The organism is Xenorhabdus sp. SGI240, from assembly GCF_040081915.1.
Classification (GTDB): domain Bacteria; phylum Pseudomonadota; class Gammaproteobacteria; order Enterobacterales; family Enterobacteriaceae; genus Xenorhabdus; species Xenorhabdus bakwenae.
Map to the genome: position 1 here is coordinate 134578 of NZ_JBEBMB010000047.1, position 22480 is coordinate 157057.

21 protein-coding genes and 1 riboswitch are annotated in these 22480 nt (G+C 44.7%); of the genes, 13 read left to right on the forward strand and 8 right to left on the reverse strand.

Annotated elements, in window-relative coordinates; all coding sequences use genetic code 11:
• Positions 1-50: 50 nt before the first annotated feature.
• The 5 genes from bioB to uvrB all read left to right on the forward strand — a co-directional run bounded on the left by bioB (position 51) and on the right by uvrB (position 6299).
• Positions 51-1091 carry a biotin synthase BioB gene (gene bioB, locus ABLA76_RS12030; RefSeq protein WP_348988088.1) on the forward strand — a complete coding sequence of 347 codons (1041 nt, stop codon included), beginning with the start codon at positions 51-53 and terminating at the stop codon, positions 1089-1091.
• A complete protein-coding gene (bioF, locus tag ABLA76_RS12035; protein WP_348988111.1) occupies positions 1091-2242 on the forward strand; it encodes an 8-amino-7-oxononanoate synthase in 1152 nt (383 codons plus the stop codon). Before bioB ends, bioF begins: the two co-directional genes overlap by 1 nt.
• A complete protein-coding gene (bioC, locus tag ABLA76_RS12040) occupies positions 2226-2999 on the forward strand; it encodes a malonyl-ACP O-methyltransferase BioC (protein WP_348988089.1) in 774 nt (257 codons plus the stop codon). Before bioF ends, bioC begins: the two co-directional genes overlap by 17 nt.
• The gene (gene bioD, locus ABLA76_RS12045) at positions 2989-3672 is read left to right on the forward strand and encodes a dethiobiotin synthase (RefSeq protein ID WP_348988090.1); all 684 of its coding nucleotides are present in this window, start codon (positions 2989-2991) and stop codon (positions 3670-3672) included. The genes bioC and bioD overlap by 11 nt, the downstream gene beginning before the upstream one ends.
• A gap of 599 nt (positions 3673-4271) precedes the next feature.
• Complete coding sequence (gene uvrB / locus ABLA76_RS12050) at positions 4272-6299, forward strand: excinuclease ABC subunit UvrB (protein ID WP_348988091.1); 2028 nt, start codon at positions 4272-4274, stop codon at positions 6297-6299.
• Positions 6300-6412: 113 nt separating this feature from the next.
• Here the strand turns inward: uvrB and yvcK are convergent, their stop codons facing one another.
• Positions 6413-7321, reverse strand: coding sequence for a uridine diphosphate-N-acetylglucosamine-binding protein YvcK (gene yvcK, locus ABLA76_RS12055; RefSeq protein WP_348988092.1), 909 nt, complete (start codon positions 7319-7321; stop codon positions 6413-6415).
• Positions 7322-7545: 224 nt separating this feature from the next.
• A riboswitch (molybdenum cofactor riboswitch) is annotated at positions 7546-7702 on the forward strand.
• On the opposite strand from yvcK, the gene moaA reads away from it, so the two are divergent.
• The 5 genes from moaA (at position 7689) to ABLA76_RS12080 (ending at position 10794) form a co-directional block, all read left to right on the forward strand.
• Positions 7689-8672 (forward strand): GTP 3',8-cyclase MoaA, encoded by a 984-nt coding sequence (gene moaA / locus ABLA76_RS12060; RefSeq protein WP_348988112.1) that lies wholly within the window; start codon positions 7689-7691, stop codon positions 8670-8672. Its footprint overlaps the riboswitch before it by 14 nt.
• A 48-nt stretch (positions 8673-8720) precedes the next feature.
• Entirely contained in the window at positions 8721-9200 is a 480-nt protein-coding gene (moaC, locus tag ABLA76_RS12065) for a cyclic pyranopterin monophosphate synthase MoaC (protein ID WP_348988093.1), read from the forward strand.
• The gene (gene moaD, locus ABLA76_RS12070) at positions 9197-9442 is read left to right on the forward strand and encodes a molybdopterin synthase sulfur carrier subunit (protein ID WP_348988094.1); all 246 of its coding nucleotides are present in this window, start codon (positions 9197-9199) and stop codon (positions 9440-9442) included. The genes moaC and moaD overlap by 4 nt, the downstream gene beginning before the upstream one ends.
• 1 nt (position 9443) lies before the next feature.
• Positions 9444-9911 (forward strand): molybdopterin synthase catalytic subunit MoaE, encoded by a 468-nt coding sequence (moaE, locus tag ABLA76_RS12075; protein WP_348988095.1) that lies wholly within the window; start codon positions 9444-9446, stop codon positions 9909-9911.
• A 172-nt stretch (positions 9912-10083) separates the two neighbouring features.
• Positions 10084-10794 (forward strand): Bax inhibitor-1/YccA family protein, encoded by a 711-nt coding sequence (locus ABLA76_RS12080; protein WP_285811329.1) that lies wholly within the window; start codon positions 10084-10086, stop codon positions 10792-10794.
• Between the two features lie 120 nt (positions 10795-10914).
• Here ABLA76_RS12080 and ABLA76_RS12085 read toward each other — a convergent pair whose 3' ends face one another.
• The 7 genes from ABLA76_RS12085 to cecR form a co-directional block, all read right to left on the reverse strand.
• The gene (locus ABLA76_RS12085) at positions 10915-11553 is read right to left on the reverse strand and encodes a LysE family translocator (protein WP_348988096.1); all 639 of its coding nucleotides are present in this window, start codon (positions 11551-11553) and stop codon (positions 10915-10917) included.
• 110 nt (positions 11554-11663) lie between these two features.
• A complete protein-coding gene (locus ABLA76_RS12090) occupies positions 11664-12035 on the reverse strand; it encodes a hypothetical protein (RefSeq protein WP_348988097.1) in 372 nt (123 codons plus the stop codon).
• A gap of 330 nt (positions 12036-12365) precedes the next feature.
• Positions 12366-13472, reverse strand: a complete 1107-nt coding sequence (locus ABLA76_RS12095; RefSeq protein WP_047770233.1) for an ABC transporter permease — start codon at positions 13470-13472, stop codon at positions 12366-12368.
• 12 nt (positions 13473-13484) lie between these two features.
• Positions 13485-14645 (reverse strand): ABC transporter permease, encoded by a 1161-nt coding sequence (locus tag ABLA76_RS12100; protein ID WP_348988098.1) that lies wholly within the window; start codon positions 14643-14645, stop codon positions 13485-13487.
• Complete coding sequence (locus ABLA76_RS12105; protein ID WP_348988099.1) at positions 14642-16378, reverse strand: ATP-binding cassette domain-containing protein; 1737 nt, start codon at positions 16376-16378, stop codon at positions 14642-14644. Before ABLA76_RS12105 ends, ABLA76_RS12100 begins: the two co-directional genes overlap by 4 nt.
• 9 nt (positions 16379-16387) lie before the next feature.
• A complete protein-coding gene (gene hlyD, locus ABLA76_RS12110; RefSeq protein ID WP_348988100.1) occupies positions 16388-17395 on the reverse strand; it encodes a secretion protein HlyD in 1008 nt (335 codons plus the stop codon).
• Positions 17396-17467: 72 nt separating this feature from the next.
• Complete coding sequence (cecR, locus tag ABLA76_RS12115; protein ID WP_348988101.1) at positions 17468-18169, reverse strand: transcriptional regulator CecR; 702 nt, start codon at positions 18167-18169, stop codon at positions 17468-17470.
• 370 nt (positions 18170-18539) lie between these two features.
• Between cecR and rhlE the strand changes: the two genes are divergently transcribed.
• The 3 genes from rhlE to ABLA76_RS12130 all read left to right on the forward strand — a co-directional run bounded on the left by rhlE (position 18540) and on the right by ABLA76_RS12130 (position 22417).
• Positions 18540-19958, forward strand: a complete 1419-nt coding sequence (rhlE, locus tag ABLA76_RS12120) for an ATP-dependent RNA helicase RhlE (RefSeq protein ID WP_348988102.1) — start codon at positions 18540-18542, stop codon at positions 19956-19958.
• A 3-nt stretch (positions 19959-19961) separates the two neighbouring features.
• Positions 19962-20945 (forward strand): tRNA dihydrouridine(16) synthase DusC, encoded by a 984-nt coding sequence (dusC, locus tag ABLA76_RS12125; protein WP_348988103.1) that lies wholly within the window; start codon positions 19962-19964, stop codon positions 20943-20945.
• Positions 20946-21322: 377 nt separating this feature from the next.
• The gene (locus ABLA76_RS12130) at positions 21323-22417 is read left to right on the forward strand and encodes a hypothetical protein (protein WP_348988104.1); all 1095 of its coding nucleotides are present in this window, start codon (positions 21323-21325) and stop codon (positions 22415-22417) included.
• Positions 22418-22480 lie beyond the last annotated feature (63 nt).

Genomic DNA, 22480 nt, shown 5'->3' on the forward strand with positions numbered 1-22480 from the left:
ATAGCGCCATTATTTAAACTGACAACGTTTTTTACATCGGAGATGTTATTGTGAGCGAACGTCAACAATGGACAGTTAAACAAGCACAAGAGCTGTTTGATAAGCCTTTTTTTGAATTATTATTTCAGGCACAACAGATACACCGTGAACATTTTGATCCACAACAAGTACAGGTCAGTACCCTGCTTTCGATAAAGACGGGGGCTTGCCCAGAAGACTGTAAATACTGCCCACAAAGTTCCCGTTATAAAACGGGTCTGGAAAAAGAGCGGTTGATGGAAGTGGGAAAAGTCATTGAATCAGCCCGCAAAGCGAAAAATGCCGGTTCAACCCGTTTCTGTATGGGGGCGGCCTGGAAAAACCCGCATGAACGTGATATGCCGTATTTGGAGAAAATGGTCAGGGAAGTCAAAGAGCTAGGGATGGAAACCTGCATGACGCTAGGCATGCTGAACCCCTCTCAGGCACAGCGTCTGGCAGAGGCGGGTCTGGATTATTACAACCATAACTTAGACACCTCGCCAGAATTTTACGGCAATATCATCACCACCCGCCGTTATCAGGACAGATTGGAGACTTTGGGTAATGTCCGAAATGCGGGAATTAAAGTTTGTTCCGGCGGTATCGTTGGTTTGGGCGAGCAAATTCGTGATCGGGCAGCATTATTGGTGCAATTGGCTAATTTACCGAAGCCGCCGGAAAGCGTTCCTATCAATATGCTGGTAAAAGTAACAGGAACGCCGCTGGCAGATAATGAAGATGTCGATCCTTTTGACTTTATTCGTACTATTGCGGTGGCGCGGATCATGATGCCAAAATCTCATGTCCGCTTATCCGCAGGGCGTGAACAGATGAATGAACAAACCCAGGCCATGTGTTTTATGGCAGGAGCTAACTCCATTTTCTACGGCTGTAAATTGCTGACGACCCCAAACCCGGATGAAGATAAAGATCTGCAACTGTTCCGCCGTTTGGGCATCAATCCTCAACAGACAAAAACGATATCTGGTGACAATCAACAACAGCAGAATTTGACGGAAGCCATTATTCATAATGCGGATAACGAACAATTCTATAATGCGGCAATATGATGAGCTGGTCAGACTTTTTCTCCCGCCGTTTGGCCGAACGTCAGGACACTCCGCTATGGCGTAACAGGCAAGTCCATCACGGGTCTGATGGGCGGTTATTAGCCACTTCGGATGGCCACTATCTTAATTTTTCCGGTAACGACTACCTCGGGTTGAGCCAACATCCGCAGATTATTGCGGCCTGGCAACAAGGTGCCCAAAAATACGGTGTGGGCAGTGGAAGTTCAGGGCATGTTACCGGTTATACCGTCGCGCATCATACTCTGGAACAACAATTGGCTGAGTGGTTGGGATACTCTCGTGCTTTGCTTTTCATTTCCGGCTATACCGCTAATCAAGGCGTGATCGCGGCGTTGATGGCAAGGGAAGATCGCATTATTGCCGATCGCCTGAGCCATGCATCGTTGCTCGAAGCAGCAATGCACTCTCCCGCACAACTTCGACGTTTTCTGCACAATGATATCGGATCTTTGCAGCAACATTTGGCAAAAGCATATCCCGGTAAAACGCTGGTGATAACGGAAGGTGTTTTTAGCATGGATGGCGATTGTGCCCCACTTGACGCTATAGCGCAGCAAGCGAAATCTACGGCAAGTTGGCTGATGGTGGATGATGCTCACGGCATCGGCATTCACGGTGATGAAGGGCGCGGCAGTTGCTGGCTGCAAAAAGTTAAACCGGAGATTCTGATTGTCACCTTTGGTAAAGCATTCGGATTGAGTGGTGCCGCAATTTTATGTGATGAGCAAACCGCAGAATACCTGCTCCAATATGCAAGGCATCTGATTTACAGTACCTCAATGCCCCCTGCACAGGCAGTGGCACTTTCCGAAGCAGTACGGCAAGTTAAGGCTGGGGATGAATTGCGTCAGCGGTTGCGAGACAACATTCGTTACTTTCGCCGCGAAGCACAGCATCTGCCTTTTGCCTTGATGAATTCAGAAACGGCCATCCAGCCGTTAATTGTTGGTGATAATGCGTGTTGTACCGCACTGTCTCATGGGCTTAAGCAAAAAAAAGTGTGGGTTAAAGCGATACTTCCCCCCACGGTTCCCTCTGACAGTGCACGATTGCGTATTACATTGACCGCAAGCCATACCCGGCATGACATTGAGGTATTACTGGAGGCACTGCATGGATCTGGTTGTTAAATCTGTTGACAAGCAAGCGATTGCCGGCGCTTTTGGCCGTGCGGCTGCCAAATATGACACGGTGGCTAAATTGCAACAGCAAACCGGTGAGTATTTGATGGAGTTGGCACAAGCGGAAGATATCGGTATGCGGATATTGGATGCGGGGTGCGGAACCGGTTTCTTTAGTGCTCGCTGGAAACAGCTGGGTAAACAAGTTATCGCACTGGATCTGGCTTCCGGTATGTTGGGACATGCAAAAGGGCAGCAAGTTGCTGATTATTATTTGCAAGGGGATATTGAACATTTGGGATTAGCGGATAACAGTGTTGACCTCTGTTTCAGTAATCTGGCGGTACAATGGTGTAATGATTTGCCCTGTGCATTGCGCGAATTCTATCGTGTTACCCGTCCTGGTGGTCTTATCGTCTTTTCCACGCTGGCACAGGGTTCGCTGAATGAGTTGGCAACCGCGTGGGCGCGGGTGGATGATTATCGGCATATTAATCACTTTCTGCCACTGCAAACAATGACCCGGGCCTGCCAGCTCTATCGACATAAAATGATTCACCGGCAATATGACCAACGCTATCCACAATTGTTGCCCTTACTGAATTCGCTAAAAGGGATCGGTGCAACACATCTTCATCACGGCCGCCGGCAGGGATTAATGACGAGAAAACGTCTAAATACCCTTGCAGAAGCCTATCCACGGCACAATGGGGAGTACCCATTAAGCTATCAGATTGCTTTTGGAGTCATTTATTGTGACAAATAAATATTTTCTGACAGGAACCGATACCGCAGTAGGTAAAACGGTGGTGAGTTGTGCTTTGTTGCAAGCGGCTAATAAAAAGGGATATTTAACTGCCGGTTATAAACCTGTGGCATCTGGCAGTGAAGTGACGACTGAAGGAATACGTAATGGTGATGCACGGGCCTTGCAGCGTAATAGTACGGTGCCACTCACTTATCAGGAAGTGAATCCGCTGGTATTTGTAGAACCGACATCGCCGCATATTGTCAGTGCGGAACTTAATCAGCCAATCGATTTTTCTGTTTTATCAAAGGGCCTGGCAGCACTGGCAAAAAAATCTGACTGGATTTTGATTGAGGGCGCTGGAGGATGGTACACGCCCTTATCGGAAAATACGACTTTTGCTGATTGGGTGATTCAGGAGAATTTGCCGGTAATTTTAACCGTCGGGGTTAAATTGGGTTGTATCAACCATGCGGTATTAACCGCAAAGGCTATTCAGTATGCGGGGCTAAAACTGGCGGGCTGGGTTGCCAATGAAATTGAGCCAGCCGGCAAACGTCAGGCTGCTTATCTGGCGACACTGGAGCGCACGATCCCTGCACCTTTACTGGGAATTATTCCTCATCTGAGTGAATCATGTGATAAAAATCACATAGGAAAATATATGACTATTGATTATTTGGTTAACTAATTGTTTACTGTGGGTTAGCTAGAATTGCTGCTGACTGCGGTTCTTTAATCGCTGTTCTTGCGTAGAAGATGTTTTACTTCAACAACGATTGAGCCATTTTTGATCAACAAATAGCGTGAATCAATCTCAAAGCAGCATAAAAATATTCCACTATTGAAAAAATTTATCAGTGGGGATAACTCTGCAACTGCCCATACTTAATAGGTTTTGCTGAGTTATCCACTATTCCTGTGGATAACCTTGTGTATTAGTTTTAGAAAAGTATCCTCGTGCAAGGCAATACGCGGCTTGCGACAGATTTGCTGTTATTCTCTACTTGGATTTTTTTATAATTAAAATCAATGCGTTAAATAAAATCAATTCCTTTTTCCATCCCTTTGCTATTCAGTGCTTTATCATTTCAGTTGTTAATACAAAAATAGAAACAAGCCAGATTATTAGCTGGGGATAAAAATAGTCATCCTTGATGTTAAATAAAGGTTAATACCATAAGATTAATAACATCCGGGCAATAACATTATTTTGCCAACTACTTGAAGCTGGTTTTTTATCCAGTATGATAAAAAGAATTTTGTCGATGTATGGATGGCGTGGGGAAAATGAGCAAAGAAACGAGCAAGGTATTCAAGTTATATTCTGATTTTAAGCCGGGAGGCGATCAGCCATCGGCCATCAGACAATTACAGGAAGGGTTGGAAGATGGGCTGGCTCACCAGACGCTTCTGGGGGTAACGGGATCGGGTAAAACTTTTACGATTGCTAACGTTATCGCAAACTTAAATCGCCCCACTATGATCCTCGCCCCGAATAAGACATTGGCGGCACAGCTTTATGGCGAAATGAAAGCATTTTTCCCTGAGAATGCCGTGGAGTATTTTGTTTCCTATTATGATTATTACCAACCAGAAGCCTATGTACCCAGTTCTGATACCTTTATCGAAAAAGACGCTTCAGTGAATGAACATATCGAGCAGATGCGCCTGTCGGCAACGAAAGCCTTGCTGGAACGCCGTGATGTCGTAGTGGTAGCTTCTGTCTCCGCGATTTACGGTTTAGGTGATCCTGATAGTTATCTGAAAATGATGCTTCATTTAACTGAAGGCATGTTAATTGACCAGCGTGGCATCTTGCGTCGTTTAGCGGAACTGCAATATACCCGCAATGATCAGGCATTTCAGCGCGGAACATTTCGGGTACGTGGTGAAGTCATTGATATTTTCCCCGCCGAATCGGATGAGCGCGCTTTGCGTGTAGAATTGTTTGATGATGAAGTCGAACGCCTTTCCCTGTTTGATCCGCTGACGGGACAGGTAGAATACCATGTGCCGCGTTATACCATCTATCCCAAGACCCACTATGTTACACCGCGTGAACGTATCCTCCAGGCGATGGAGGAGATCAAGATTGAGTTGGAACAACGGCGCAAGCTCCTGTTGGCGTCAGACAAATTATTGGAAGAACAGCGTGTCACCCAGCGAACCCAATTCGATCTCGAAATGATGAATGAACTGGGCTACTGCTCTGGTATTGAAAACTACTCCCGTTATCTGTCTGGACGTTCTGCCGGTGAACCACCTCCAACGCTGTTTGACTACCTGCCGGCAGAGGGGTTGTTGGTGGTGGATGAATCCCACGTGACTATCCCACAGATTGGCGGGATGTACCGAGGGGATCGCTCCCGCAAGGAAACCTTGGTGGAATATGGCTTCCGTTTGCCGTCAGCGCTGGATAATCGTCCATTGCGGTTTGAGGAATTCGAGGCCTTGGCACCGCAGACGATTTACGTTTCAGCTACTCCCGGTAAATATGAATTGGAAAAATCCGGTCATGAAGTTGTTGAACAAGTTGTGCGTCCAACGGGACTGATTGACCCAGAAGTTGAAGTCCGTCCTGTGGCAACTCAAGTGGATGATCTGTTGTCTGAAATCCGTATCCGTGCAGTAAAAAATGAGCGTGTGCTGGTCACAACTTTAACCAAACGGATGGCGGAGGACTTAACTGAGTATTTGGAAGAACATGGCGAGCGAGTGCGTTATCTCCATTCCGACATTGATACCGTAGAGCGAGTGGAAATTATCCGTGATCTTCGTCTCGGTGAATTTGATGTTTTGGTCGGCATTAACTTATTGCGTGAAGGCCTGGATATGCCGGAAGTTTCTCTGGTGGCGATTTTGGATGCAGATAAAGAAGGTTTCCTTCGTTCAGAACGCTCCCTGATCCAGACCATCGGCCGTGCAGCACGTAACTTGCATGGTAAGGCCATTTTATATGGTGACAAAATTACAGATTCGATGGCAAGAGCGATTGGAGAAACAGAACGCCGTCGGGCCAAACAGCAGGCATTTAACCAGGAACATGGCATTGTACCGCAAGGTTTAAAGAAAAAAATTGGTGACATCCTGAAAATTGGTCAACCGGTTAATGGCAAAGGGAAGGCCAAAGGAAAAAGTAAAGTTACCTTGGGTTCAGAGGATTACCGCAACCTGTCAGCGAAAGAACTGGAAAGAAAAATCGGTGAACTGGAAGAGAAAATGTACCAACATGCACGGGATCTCGAATTTGAACAAGCCGCCAATATTCGTGACCAGGTTCAGGCATTGCGGGCGCAATTTATTACCAATTCCTGAAAATTGTTTTTGCAAGGAATCGCTATGGGCTGGTGATATACGGAATTAATTTTAGATGGAGAGTGAATGTCGCACTCTCCATTTTATAGATACTTAAACTTAACCAGAAATAACTACCCCAATTTTTGCAGGGTATGCTCAATTGCCTGACGCAATAGTTCACGGTCGTGGCGGTAAGGGATATCCTGTGCTTCCAAAACCTGTTGTGTCACAATGCGGGCACTGAAAGGGCTGATATCGGTACGCGGGCCGACAATAAGCGCACTGATCATTTTGCGGCCTATCTTATTTTCCATGATGGCCAGTTTATCTTTTAACGATAGACTGGCAGCAGCATGGCTGAGTTCTTTTCCTAAGTTACCGATATAAATCAGGTTTGCATTACTGCGCCGCAAGGATTGTGTCAAATCTTCCAATAGCAACAATGGCATCAGGCTGGTGAAAAAACTGCCCGGGCCAATCAGAATCAAATCGGCCTGCTCAATGGCATCCAGTGCTTCTTTAGTGGCATTAACGTGAGGGTAAAGCAATAACTCTCGTGGTACACAATTGAGCTGATCGATATTCACTTCACCATACACAGTATTGCCTTGATCATCGACAGCCATTAAATCAACCGACTGCTCTGACATCGGAATCAACTGTGCATTGACTTTCAGTAGATTGCGGAGCAGGTTAATCGCCTCAAGAGGACGGACACTTAAATGATCCAGCGCTTTCAACATCAGGTTGCCTAAATTGTGCCCAGATAATTCGCCATTGCCACTGAACCGATATTCAAACATGGCAGAAGCAATAGTCGGTTCCGTGATTAACTGATTGAGGCAATTGCGCATATCTCCCCACGCAATCCCGCCTTCCGAACGTCGTATTCTGCCGGTTGACCCCCCATTGTCCGTTGTCGTGACAATGCCTGTCAGGCGTGCTCCGAGGGAAGAAAGGGAAGACATAACGCGTCCAAGTCCATGACCGCCGCCGAGGGCGACAACGCGATCCAAATCAGCTAATGTGCGATTTCGCATAGGATTCCTGTTACTGGCTAAACGTAGGGGCTTTAATAAATCGCATGTAATTTATCACAAAATATAATGCTTTCAGACATTGAGGTGATTTTATGCAATCATTGCGAATGACAGGCTGGAAATACCGTAGGGAGCTGATGTTATCGCGGTTAGTTAACTCGTTGTATAATAAGATATATGTCGAATCAGAAATTAGCTTTTTATTTTAGGTTCATATAAAATTTAATTGATATTAACTCCTGGCCTCTGTGTCTAAGTCGCTGTTCTATCAAATGGATATCACATTGATATGATGCTCTGGCCGTGACTCCTGAGTCACCAGGATGTCAGGTAGAAATGCCGGCATCTCCCATACCTGGAAGGTGTTATTGTGGAACAACTTGTAGATGCATTCTCGCGCAAGTTCTATTATTTGAGATTGTCTATTACTGATGTGTGTAACTTCCGTTGCACCTATTGTTTGCCTGATGGATATCGGCCTCACGGCCCTAAATCATTCCTTTCCCTGCCAGAAATTCGTCGCATTAGCCGGGCATTTGCTGAACTCGGCACAGAAAAAATCCGCCTGACAGGGGGAGAACCCACCATGCGCCGTGATTTCTGCGACATTATTGCAGCGGTTCATGAAAATCCACAAATCAAAAAAATTGCAGTCACAACTAACGGTTACCGTATGGAGAGGGATATCTCACAATGGAAATCGGCTGGCCTGACAGCGATTAACGTGAGTATTGATAGTTTAGATCCCCGCCAATTTTACGCCATTACCGGGCAAGATAAGTTTTTCCAGATTTTGCGTGGCATGGATGCGGCTTTTGAAGCAGGGTTCAATACGGTGAAAGTTAATGTCGTGCTGATGAAGAATGTGAATGATAGCAACCTGCCTGCCTTTCTTGATTGGATTAAACATCGTCCTATCCAGTTGCGTTTTATTGAACTGATGGAAACGGGAGAAGGCAGGGATATTTTTCATCGTCATCATCTTTCAGGAGACGTGATCCGCCGCCAACTGTTACAACAAGGGTGGCAGCAACAGCAACGTACGCGTAGTGATGGGCCGGCTCAGGTTTTTCGTCATCCCGATTATCAGGGAGAAATTGGACTCATCATGCCGTATGAAAAAGATTTTTGCCAAAGCTGCAATCGCCTGAGAGTATCTGCAATTGGCAATCTTCACTTGTGCTTGTTTGGTGAACAGGGCATTCCATTACGTGATTTATTGTCTGATGACGCATCACTGGATGCTCTGAAACTCCGTATTCAAGGGGGATTACGTCATAAGCGTGAAACTCACTTTTTACATCAAGGGGACAGCGGGATCACCCCGAATCTTTCTTTTATTGGCGGTTAGTTTGGCTGCCAGATTTATTTTTCGAAAGCCGTTTTTCAGGAGCATTAAATGTCTCAATTAACCCATCTCAATACGTCGGGTGAAGCTTATATGGTGGATATTTCTGCCAAATCAGAAACAGTGCGTGAAGCACGGGCAGAAGCCTTTGTTGAAATGCAGGCTGAAACCCTGGCCATGATTATTGCGGGTGATCACCACAAAGGGGATGTGTTTGCGACCGCCCGTATTGCCGGTATTCAGGCGGCAAAACGGACGTGGGAATTGATCCCGCTTTGCCATCCGCTGCTGCTGAGTAAAGTGGAAGTTCAACTGGAAGCACAAACAGAGCACAACCGGGTCAGAATTGAATCCTGCTGCCGTTTGACGGGGAAAACAGGTGTAGAAATGGAGGCTTTGACAGCGGTATCCGTGGCTGCTTTGACCATTTATGACATGTGCAAAGCGGTACAAAAAGATATGGCCATCGGGCCTGTGCGTTTGTTAGAAAAAAGGGGTGGAAAATCAGGAAATTTTAAGGTGGAGGCATGATAAAGGTACTGTTTTTTGCTCAAGTCCGCGAGCTGGTGGGAACGGATTCACTTGAACTGCCTAATGATTATCCAACTGTAACACATCTTCGTCATGCACTGACTGAAAAGGGAGAACGATGGGCACTGGCACTGGAAGCAGGCAAGGTGTTGTCTGCCGTCAATCAATCTTTTGTCCATGCTGAACATGTTTTGAAGGATGGTGATGAAGTGGCTTTTTTCCCGCCGGTTACCGGGGGGTAAAATGGAAAATACGCGGATCAGTGTCCAACAAGAGACATTCAGTGTTGGGGAAGAATATCAATGGCTTTCGCAATGTGATGAAGATGGCGCAGTGGTGACTTTTACCGGAAAAGTTCGCAACCATAATTTGGGGGATAGTGTTAAGGCGCTGACATTAGAGCATTATGCTGGCATGACAGAAAAGATGTTGCAAAAAATTGTTGACGAAGCCCGCCAACGTTGGCCTTTGCAACGCGTCAGCATTATTCATCGCATTGGTGAATTATCCCCAAGGGATGAGATTGTATTTGTTGGTGTCACCAGCTCTCACCGCAATATGGCTTTTATGGCGGCTGAATTCATTATGGATTATCTAAAGACTAAAGCCCCATTCTGGAAAAAGGAATCGCTTGTAGAGGGCGAACGCTGGGTAGAGGCAAGACAAAGTGACCAGGATGCGGTAAGTCGCTGGAAAAACAGCGTTTGGTAGATCGTTCTGCAGACTATCTCGAAAACTAGACAACTAAATAATATGTCACTGAAATTGCCATTAATTGGCGGATGGTTTTATTAATGTTCTATGCTAATGTATAACTTTTGAATAGATTGTTTATTTTTAAACATTCTTAATCTCTCAACACTGTCATGAAAAGGTAATCATCATGGATCGATATCAACGTTCTAATGATTCGATTGTCCAGAAAACTGGTTCTGGTATACAAACATATATGGCACAAGTCTACGGTTGGATGACTTGTGGCTTGCTGTTAACCGCATTTGTTGCATGGTATGTGGCAAATACCCCTGAAATTTTATTCGCCATTTTCAGTAGCTCCATTGTTTTTTATGGCTTAATCATCGCACAGCTTGCATTAGTCTTTGTGCTGTCTGGTTTGGTGCATAAAATGAGTGGCGCATTGGCGACAGGGCTGTTTATGCTGTACTCCATGCTAACGGGCTTGACACTTTCCAGTATCTTTTTGGCTTACACCACTGGCTCTATTGCCAGCACATTTGTCGTTTCAGCGGGTATGTTCGGTGCATTGAGCGTTTATGGTTATACCACCAAACGTAGTCTGAGTGGTCTGGGTAGCTTCCTGTTTATGGGGCTAATCGGTATCGTTCTGGCTTCTTTGTTAAACATCTGGCTGAAAAACTCGGCATTGATGTGGGTAATCACCTATATCGGTGTTGTGATTTTTGCTGGTTTGACGGCATACGATACTCAAAAACTGAAAGAAATGGGTGAACATCTGGATGTTAACGATAAAGAAAACCTGCGCAGATATTCGATCACGGGCGCACTGACTCTGTATCTGGACTTCATTAACCTGTTCTTAATGCTGTTGCGTATTTTGGGTGATCGCCGCTAATCACTGATCGATTAAATGATTTTCTGATAAAAAAACCCTGACAACGCAGGGTTTTTTTATGATCATTTCACATCAAATCAAACAATGAAAATGAATTTGTAGTGATCGGTCTTGGGAAAATCATACAGACATAAATAACAACCGGATAGCGAACCCAATCAGCACGATTCCCATGACTCGTTCAAACCAATAGCCTTTCTGTATGAATTTATTACGAATCAATACATTTGAGAAAATGATACTAACCAATATAAACCATACGGCATTGACGACACACATCCAAACACCATAGAAGACTTGTATCAGAGTGGGTGTATTACTGCTTACCACGGTTGTGAAAACTGCCAAAAAGAACAATGTCGCTTTAGGATTAAGGGCATTTGTCATAAACCCCATCAGAAATGCTTTCCATCTGCTCTGTGGGACCAAAATACTTTCTTCACTCTCTAAGGTATCCAAATTAGCAGGCTTACTCCTGATAAATTTGATACCAAGCCACATGATATAAATTGCACCAACGAGTTTTGCCATTTCCATCAACCACGGAGTGGCATGCATTAACGCACTAATTCCCACCAGTGTATAGATGACATGTATTGATATCCCCGCGCCAATACCTACTGCCGTACATATTCCTGCCCAACGTCCGAATCTTACACTCTGCCGTATAGTTACCGCAAAATCTGGGCCTGGAGCAACGACGGCCAAGAAATGAATCACTGCCAGTCCCAGAAATTCCCCCCAATAGTTAGACAGCATATCAACTCCAGAATGACAATGAATTTTCTGTTCCACGATGGCCTATAAAACAAGACAGGCACAAACGCAGATCATCGATACCCGCAGTCACAGAGTGCATGCAATGAGAATTAAAGATTAAAAGATCCCCTGCGACTGGTTGTTATCTCGCGTGCTGGTTCACTAGGCCAAGAAGGCTCAATCCCATAACTATCACCACGCATCGCATCAAATTCTTCTGGAGAGAGTCCATCTTTCCAGATTTGTAAAGCGCCACCTTCACTGGGCATAGAAAGATAAGCATTAGCTGCAAATTGCGCCTTAAGACTCTTAGCCCTAAAGCTATCAGGAGCATCCTTAGCAAAAATGTCATGCCTTCCTTGAGGATGAAATATTGTAGACTTCAACCAAGTGGAATAACGTCCATTATCACGAGGAATACAACCAATTACTTCAACATTATCGGTCAGTGTTTGACTCGACAAATAATTACGTTTCGTCATATTTTATTCTCAGGTATTATTACAATTTGAACTATCTAAAATATATACCAACCCAACTTCAAGATGCGTGTTATATGTCCCCGCGCCGCGGGGAAATATAAGGCCTTGCGTCGTATTGCGGATTGCAACTTGAAGTTTATCGAGTATAGAAGCCAGTTTCCTTATGATTTTATAAAAACAATTAACACTCATTAGAAAAAAAAGTAAAGTAATAACTGGCAGGGATATAATAAACACTATTTTAATTTTCATTAAAAAGCAGAAGAGAAAATTATCCCACGCTTAATGACAGACAATTCAATCAGGTGTTTTTTCACAGCTTTAAATTTATCAGGCAATCTTACTGCGAAACAGCCGATAAGCGATCCCCCCAGTTGTTACAGTAATCACCAATAAAGGCCATAAATTAGGCCAGATAACGAATAAATCAGCCCCTTTCAAATAAATTTGCTTGGTGATATCAGTAAAATGGCGGATTGGGTTAATCCAGGTGATGTTTTGTAACCAAACGGGCATATTCTCGACCGGAGAAATATAACCGGAAAGCAAAATAGCGGGCATCATAAATACAAAGACACCAATAAACGCTTGTTGCTGGGTGGAACAGACAGCCGAAATCAGCAAACCGAAACCCACCAGGGACAACCCATAAATCAGCATACAGCCATAAAATAGCAGCAATGAACCCGCGAAAGGAATTTGATAGAACAGCGTGCCAATCAGCAAAACAATGCTTGCTTGCATCGTCGCCACAACCAATGCCGGAATTGCTTTGCCAAGGAAAATTTGCCAGGTTGCCAGTGGGGAAACCAGCAACTGATCCAGCGTGCCTTGTTCCCGCTCACGGGCGACTGACAACGCGGTGACAATGAGAACACCAATCGTGGTAATCATGGCAACCAGCGATGGCACGACGAACCACTTATAATCCAAATTGGCGTTATACCAGTTACGCACAATAAGCTCGCTGTTATTAAAATTAGCGGTATTTCCCAACAGTTGTTTCTGGTAATTCATCACAATTTGTTGGATATAGTTGGCTGCAATTTGAGCGCTGTTTGAATTACGCCCATCCAACAAAACCTGAATTGATGTCGGTTTATGATTGGCGAGATCAGCACTGAAATGTTGTGGAAAGCGCACCAGCAATAGTGCCTTGCGGTTATCCAGCGTCGGGCGGATCTGTTGCGAGCTGGTTAGCAAAAGAACATCAGGAAATGCTTTCGATTTTGCCAGCCGTTGGGTTAATTCAATCGATGCCTGTCCTTTATCCTCATTATAAATGGCAATCGTGGCATTTTTGACTTCCAGCGTTGCTGCCCACGGAAACAGGATCATTTGTATAATCACGGTCAAAATCAAAATGTTCCGTGTTTGTGGCTCTCTCAGAAGAGACTGCAACTCTTTCATGATGAGTGTATACAGACGATAAAACATGCTCTTTCCTTTTTAATCCAGATGCCGGCGCGTTTTCCACGCGGTCAGGCCGATAAAGACGATGGAACTGGCAATCAACAGGAGCAGGTTTGTCATCAACACAGTGCCAATGTTCCCAGCCAGAAAGAGCGTTTGCAGGCTGCTGACGAAGTAACGTGCCGGTATGACATAAGTCGAAGCCTGAATAAGCGCAGGCATACTGTCTATCTCGAAAACGAAACCAGACAACATAATGGCAGGTAAAAAAGCCACATTGAGAGAAATCATCGCCGCATTGAACTGATTACGTGTCAGGGTGGAAATCAGTAATCCCATACCCAAAGCGGTAGCGAGATACAGGCTGGAGACTAATGCCAGTATCCAGAGTGAGCCGCGATAGGGAACCCCCAGAACAAACACCGTAAATAGCATGCAGAGTACCATGACAAAAGAACCCAGCATTTGATAAGGCAACAATTTGGCGAGCAGCAATTCGGTGCGGGTAACCTGAGTTGAAAGCAGGGCTTCCATGGTTCCGCGCTCCCATTCACGGGCAACTACGAGCGAGGTAAGAATTGCGCCTACAACGGTCATAATAATTGAAACAGCCCCGGGAATAAGGAAATGCCGGCTAATGGCGGCGGGATTAAACCAATAGCGGATTTGTGTATCTATCAAGGGGGTCGTTGAAACCCCACGATTTTGTCCTCGTTGTTGTAACCAGGTTTGCCAGATGCCTTTGGTATAGCCCTGCACAAAATTAGCGGTATTGGGTTCACTGCCATCAGTAATCACCTGAATCGGAGCGTGGCTGCCAGTGCGGGCAAGCTGGGTATCAAAGTTGACCGGGATGACGATAATGCCGCGGATTTGGTTTTCCTGCATTTTTTTGATTAAGAGTGGGCGGTTGTCGCTGATGGTGGCATCAATATAGGGCGATCCCGTAAATACATGCACTAATTCTCTGGCGTCTTCACTCTGTTGCTCCATGAGAATACCGAGGCGAAGTTTGCTGGAATCCAGGTTAATGCCGTAACCAAAAATAAAGAGTAACATCAGAGGGATAACTACGGCAATCAACGCACTGCTGGGATCACGGACAATCTGCTTAGTCTCCTTGATACATAGCGCTTTCAATCGGCGCCATGAGAAACTGACCGCCTTGCGGGGTGTGGTATGTTCAGGATGACTCATTGCGGCTCCTTATCGTAGTTCAATACGAGATCGATAAAAGCATCCTCCATAGAAGGGTTAGGGAGCGTATCCGTGGCAACCCGTTGTTTCAGTTCATCGGGCGTTCCGACTGCGATCAATTTGCCTCGAAATACCAGCCCGATACGATCACAATATTCTGCTTCTTCCATAAAGTGAGTGGTCACCATCACGGTTACCCCTTTGTCTACCATTCCGTTGATATGTAGCCAAAATTCGCGGCGGGTCAGTGGGTCAACACCTGAAGTCGGTTCATCCAAAAACAGAATATCAGGTTCGTGCATCAATGCGCAGGAAAGGGCAAGCCGTTGCTTAAATCCGAGCGGCAGGCTATCCGTCTTTTGATGCAGGATTGGCTTAAGATTGAAAGCATGGATCATGCCGGACATCTTTTCTTGTTGATGGCGCCCTTTCAGACCGTAAACACCAGAAAAAAACTTGAGATTTTGCTCAACCGTCAGGTTGCCATAAAGTGAGAATTTTTGCGCCATATAGCCAAGGCGCTCACGAGCCTTGCCTGAGCCGGTTTTTAAATCCATATCCAGAACTAATGCTTTGCCTGAAGAGGGGATCATCAAACCACACATCATTTTGAAGGTAGTCGATTTTCCGGCACCATTGGGTCCCAATAAACCAAATATTTCCCCGCGTTTCACCTGAAAATCGACCTGGTCAGTCGCCGCAAAATCGCCAAATTTTTTAGTCAGGCTACGGGCCTCTATCACGGTTTCGGTTGGGTCTGGCGGAATTTGCGGCATTATTTCCGCTAATTCGGAACGATGGGACGGGCCACCACCCAATAAATCGATAAATGCATCTTCAAAACGGGGTTCGGCTTCGAAGAGATGGGCTTCATGTCCCCCTATTTGTTGGAGTAAAGCATTTTTATCCGCTTCTTCTTTTAAGATCAAGCGAACATATTTTCCCTGAATCACTCCATCAGTCACTTGCGGCAAGGTGAGGGCATGCTGCAACATTTTACGCCGTGCATCTTGTTTGACATCAAGCAAAAAAGATCGACCCGCAATCTTGCGGGTTAAGTCTTGTGGCTGGCCACGATAGAGCAGCTCACCTCGGTTCATCAGCAAAACATCACGACATAACTCGGCTTCATCCAGATAAGAGGTGCTCCATAAGATCAACATACCGTCGGAAGCGAGTTCATGAACCATTTGCCATAACTCACGGCGAGCGATGGGATCAACGCCCACACCAGGCTCATCCAGTAGCAAAACCTTCGGGCTGCCCAATAAGGTACAAGCCAGCCCCAGTTTTTGTTTCATGCCACCGGACAATTTCCCTGCTAACCGTCCGGTAAAACGGGTTAAGTCCGTGAAGGTGAGTAATTTCTGAAAGGTTGTTGTGCGCTCTTCGCCAAGTACACCACGCAGATCGGCATATAAAGTGAGATTTTCCATGACAGTTAAATCTTCATACAAGCCAAATTTCTGCGGCATGTAACCGAGTTCAGAACGGACTTGAACACTGTCCTTGATGGGATCAAGCCCCATGATTTCAATATTGCCGCTATCAGGCTGCAATAATCCGGCCAACATTCTTATCAGCGTGGTTTTTCCAGCCCCATCTGGACCGACAAGACCCGTCACTGATCCGCCCTGAATTTCTACTTGTAGGTACGAGACAGCAGGAACGCCCAGGCCGGGAAAAGTTTTCTCCACACCGTTCAGTTTTATCGTATAGGCTGAACTGGTCATGTTATCGCCTTACTTATTTGTTTCAGTTAAATTTGAATCGACAAAACGTAAGGTAACAGGCATGCCTTGTTTCAACCCCTCATCGGGATCAAGGACAATAACGCGCAGGCGATAAACTAAGTCCGTTCTTAAATCAGGTGTTTCGACATTTTTGGGGGTAAACTCGGCGGTTGGGGAAACAAAACCGATTTTGCCATGATAGGGCTGGTTTTTCCGGCCATCGGTATAAATCAGGACTTCGCGCCCGGCGATAGCCTGATTGAGGTTGGGTTCATCAATATATGCCCTGATCCAAACGGGATTAGTCAATGACAGGGTAAAAACCGTGTTGCCCGCTGCCAGCATGGTGCCTGGTTCAATGGCTCTGGTCAGGATTATCCCTGCCGATGGAGAAGTGAGTTGAGTATCTTTTAGATTGAGTTCAGCTTGTGCTACAGTCGCTTCTGCCTGAGTCAGTTGGGCTTTTGCCGCAGCAATTTCTTCTGTGCGATAACCTGTTTCGAATTGACGTAATTTATCTTTTGCTGCCTGATAAGCCGCCAGTGCCTGATTGCGTCCGGTTCTGGCATTTTCCAGATCATTGGCTGAGATGGTTTTGCTTTGCCACAAGCCTTGCTGGCGTTTTAGGAAACTATCGGCAAAATGGAATGCGGACTCTTTTTGCTTAACTTCTGCCCGTACCTGGGCGATTTCTTCGTTGCGATAACCCGCTTCAGCTTTGGCAAGATTTGCCAAAGCGACATCACGAGCCGCTTTGGCTTGATTCAAGGCATTAATAAAGGGGGCATCATCAAGGCGACCAATCATTTGGCCCACGGTTATGGCATCACCTTCATCCGCCTGTAGATCAGCCAATTTACCTGCAACCCGAAAACTGAGGTTAACCGTCCTGACATCAACATTGCCATATAGGGTTAACTCCCTGCTATTTTGTTCCTGATAATAGTAGATACCGACAATAGCACTGATAACAACAATAAGTGCCAATAGGGCAAGAGCAAACTTTTTACTGTTCATACCATCCCTTATGCCTTGTTCAATTTATACCCGCTATCTTTCAAGTGGTGGCTTCGTGTGTTACGCCATTGCTTAAGAACTATGGGGTATGTATTCTTGATTTTTTCTTAACCCATCAAGCAATAAATTGATGTGCTGAGATAAGACCTGATTGATTAATTCGTATTCTTTGGTGCCAATATTGTCCCATCCGGTTTGGCGCAATAAGGCTTCCCTGGCCAGACGGAAAGAGAGGATCTCACCCAATAAGGCATGGGTATGGATCTGGGTTGAAATCTGGCGTTCATCGGCACCGATATAATTGGCGATCAGTTTATTCAAGCGAGAATAAATTGGGGCCAATCCCTGTTCATGCATGACACTGTAAGCTTCTGTTGGCGTCAATTGTTCATGGGACATGATCCGGCTGATATTGATACTGCTTTTCTCGAAAATCAGGCGGTTATAGCTCACCATTCCCTGATGAATAAATGCCAATATTTGGTCTTTTTGATAGGGTTTCGTTGTCTTAGCAAAAAAATGATCAATGGCTTCAATAAGAGGGGCAAACTCTGATTTTAGCTTATCGGCAATATGTTGCACGACGGCGAGGTATAACCCCTCTTTGGAACCGAAATAGTATGCGATAGCTGCGATATTTTGCTGTGCGTGTTGGGCAATGTTGCGGGTAGTCGCACCATCCAGACCTGATTTGCCAAAAATTTCTATTGCTGCTGCCAGAAGTTGTTGTTTAGCGTGTTCGCCACGTAATGTCTGGACCTTCTTTGCTGCCATGTCAAAATATTTCCTGTGACAAAGAGTTTTCGGGAGTACCAAAGAATATATCAATCGTATGATTAACTTTAAAGCCAAAGTAAATCGATGTAAAGTTGATACAAATTGTCTTTTTAATAGACACCGATAAAAAATAATCTTCCAGTTTTTGCTAACTTTCCTTGGTTAACGGGGTTCAGCCAATTTTAGTTTGATTTATTGGTCTCTTTAGGTCTGCGTGGAAAGACATATCTGTTATAATCCCGTCCTAATTATTGTGGTGCATTGCAGTTTGTGTCATTTCCTTGCGTTTTATCGCGTCTATTTTCTTCCCATAAAACTGCCCCTGAATTGATATCAGGTATGGTGAAGTCTGGAGTATTTCTTATTTATGAATTTTGAGTCACTCGGCTTGAAGGCTGACATTTTGCGTGCCGTTGAAGAACAAGGCTACGTGGAACCTACCCCTATTCAGCAACAGGCTATCCCTGTTGTGTTATCCGGCAAAGATCTTCTGGCCAGCGCCCAGACAGGAACGGGAAAAACCGCAGGATTTACTTTGCCTATCCTGCAACTCTTAAGTGAAGCCCCGATGCCTGCGAAAGGTCGCCGTCCGGTCAGAGCGCTGATTTTAACGCCTACCCGAGAGTTGGCGGCTCAGGTGGGGGAGAATGTACGTAATTACAGTAAATATCTTAAATTACGTTCATTTGTTGTGTTTGGTGGTGTCAGCATTAATCCGCAAATGATGAAACTACGCGGTGGTGTGGATATTCTGGTCGCAACACCTGGGCGTTTGCTGGATTTGGAGCATCAAAATGCAGTGGATCTTTCCCACGTTGAAATGCTGGTTTTAGATGAAGCTGATCGCATGTTGGACATGGGCTTCATTCACGATATTCGTCGTGTATTGAATAAACTGCCAGCAAAACGCCAGAACCTGCTCTTTTCTGCAACATTCTCTGATGAAATTAAGAGCCTTGCCAATAAGTTGCTGAAAGAGCCGGTAAGTGTAGAGGTTGCACGGCGTAATTCGGCCTCTGAACAGATTGAACAATCCATCCATTTCGTAGACAAAAAGCGCAAGGGTGAATTGCTCGCTTACATGATTGGTAGCCAGAACTGGCAGCAGGTGTTGGTATTTACGCGTACCAAACATGGTGCAAACCGGCTGGCGGAACAATTGAATAAAGATGGTGTGACGGCTGCCGCGATCCACGGTAACAAAAGTCAGGGAGCAAGAACCCGTGCGCTGTCTGATTTTAAGACCGGGGAAATCCGCGCGTTGGTCGCAACGGATATTGCTGCCCGTGGATTGGATATTGACCAATTGCCACATGTCGTCAACTATGAGTTGCCAAATGTTGCCGAAGATTATGTCCATCGAATTGGCCGTACCGGGCGTGCAGATGCTACCGGGCAGGCAATATCGCTGGTGTGTGTTGATGAACACAAGCTCCTGAAAGATATTGAGCGCCTGTTGAAGCGAGAGATTCCACGTATTGCTATTTCGGGTTATGAGCCAGATCCTTCCATCAAGGCTGAACCAATCCAAAATGGGCGCAATGATCGTGGTAACAGTTCTCATGGTAACAGTTCACGTGGTAACAACAGTTCACGTAGTAGCAGTTCTCGTGGTAATGATTCTCGTAGCAATTCTCATGGAAGTAGTCATGGTAACGGCTCTCATGGAAATAGTCCTTGGGGCAGTGGCTCTCGTGATGGCCATTCACGTAGTGAACAACCTCGCGGTCAGCGTCGTCAGCGAATCACAACCAAAACACCACGTGCCGTAACTTCGGGGAAATAATCCATGCGCGTTTTGCTGGCTCCGATGGAAGGTGTTCTGGATCCTTTGGTTAGAGAATTGTTGAGTGAAGTCAATGATTATGACCTGTGCATAACTGAATTCCTGCGTGTGGTTGACAGCTTACTACCGGTAAAGTCTTTTTACCGGTTGTGCCCTGAACTGCATCATCAGAGCCGGACACCATCGGGCACACCAGTCAGGATCCAGCTTCTTGGGCAATATCCAGAATGGTTGGCAGAAAACGCATTCAGGGCGGTTGAGTTAGGATCATGGGGTATCGATTTAAACTGTGGCTGCCCGTCGAAGGCGGTAAATGGTAGTGGTGGCGGTGCTAGCTTATTGAAAGATCCTGAACTGATTTATCAGGGAGCTAAAGCCATGCGTGAAGCCGTGCCTGCACATTTGCCGGTAACGGTAAAAGCACGGTTGGGATGGGATTCTGCGTCACGTCAGTTTGAGATTGCGGATGCCGTCCAACAAGCGGGTGCAACCGAACTGGTTGTGCATGGACGAACGAAGGAAGATGGCTATAAAGCAGAACGTATCAACTGGAAGGCGATAGGCGAGATTCGGCGTCGCCTTGCTATTCCTGTCATTGCTAATGGGGAAATTTGGGATTGGCAAAGTGCTCAGGTGTGTATCAAGACGACAGGATGTGATGCCGTGATGACAGGTCGTGGTGCCCTGCATGTGCCAAACTTGAGTCGTGTCATTAAATATAACGAACCAAAGATGCCGTGGAGTGGCGTACTCAAGCTACTGCAAAAATATACTTATCTGGAAAAACAGGGTGATACGGGGCTTTATCACGTTGCCCGTATCAAGCAATGGTTAGGGTATTTGCGCAAAGAGTACCATGAAGCGGATGAATTATTTATGCAAATCAGGGCATTAAAAACATCTGCTGAGATCGCCAATACTATCGCTTTCGCCACAGATAAAGATTTAATACGATATCCTGTCAATTTAGAGCCTCAACTTTCTTAACGGTAATTATTTTCCCCAGAGGCACATCGCTATATCGCATAATGTTATATAGGTGAGGGTGCTGTCTGTGTCTCTGGGATATATATGTTAATGAATTTTTATCATTAAATAATTTTATGGGGAAATATATTATTAAATAATAATTTGTTGCCATTTTTATTTGAATTTTTATTTGGCTATTTAAGTAATTTAATTGATGTAATATTATTTTTGTAATTTGTTATGGAAATATTTCAGCATTGGATTTAATATTATAAATATACCTAATTTTAACAATGAAGTGTTGCTATTGCTTTTTAATTTAATAATGGAAAAAGTCCAGAGTTACTTAAAAGGACAATGAGTTTTTTATTCTTATTTTTCAAAGGGGAATTATAATGATCACACAACAACACACTGGTTTTTTGGGAAAAAATATAAATCTACCTACCTTTAATCTTGAATTATCAAGTGGAGAAAGGGAGGCTCATCTGTTTGCTAATGGAAATATGCAAGTTTGTATCATTATTAATATACAAGCTGCGACTGCGAATGAGGAGGTGGTAACCTTATCTACTGAACAATTAGATAGTATTGAATTAGTTAATAAAATAACAAATGAGAAATTATCTGGTGAGTGGGAATACAGTTCTGAGGAAAACGCTTACCATCACCAGTTTCCAGGGCGTAGCATCACAAGAGACACAAATTTTTCATATGAAAGAGACGCGATCAGTGATGACTCTAAACCTCAGAAAAAAATTTATTGGCTGAAAACAAAAAAAAGTGAAGTCATCGAAATAATAGCAAGAGTTACATTGGATGGGAAAACATATTCATCAGATGATTATCATCATAAGGGGTCACATATTGTTGTTAAAGGCCATGAACCAATCATTTATCATTCTGATAGTCTGGAGCTAATAATTGAAGAAAGAGTTGCCTCTGGCACATATGAAGTTAAACTGACCATGACTACATATGATATATTTGGAGAGCACACTCATATTAAATTTGAATATCCGGAATGGACTCAAAATAATTATTATCTCTTACCTAAAAAAAGTCATGGCTATGCAGTGCATGATGTTGAAATTCGAAATACCATAAATGATGAAGATACCCTTAAGTATAATTACCGAAGATTTACCCATCATACAATGAGTGGCAATCTTTATCTTTGGTTTCTTTGGGGGACATATAATGCTAAGAGAACAGCTGGGGCTGCTTATCGGGTCTTAGTAAATAATGCCCCGGATTACACTAGCAGTTCTAAAAGGGAAGCTACCCCACAAGAGGAGATAGTCACAACAACACGCACAGATGTTGTTAGTTTGAGTAGGCTTTATTTCGAAAACGCAGCAGTTAATTTTTGGGTTGATGAGGCTAACCAAATTCCACAATTCAAATTCCGCGATATCTATGGTAATGAGTCTATCTTTCTAAAAGTTATCATGGACAATGCAGATTCGTTTCACCTACAGGAGGGCTGAATATAATATTTTGTCAGTCGCCGTAGTGAGTTTTCCTTGAGCATCCTCTGATTATGAAATGAG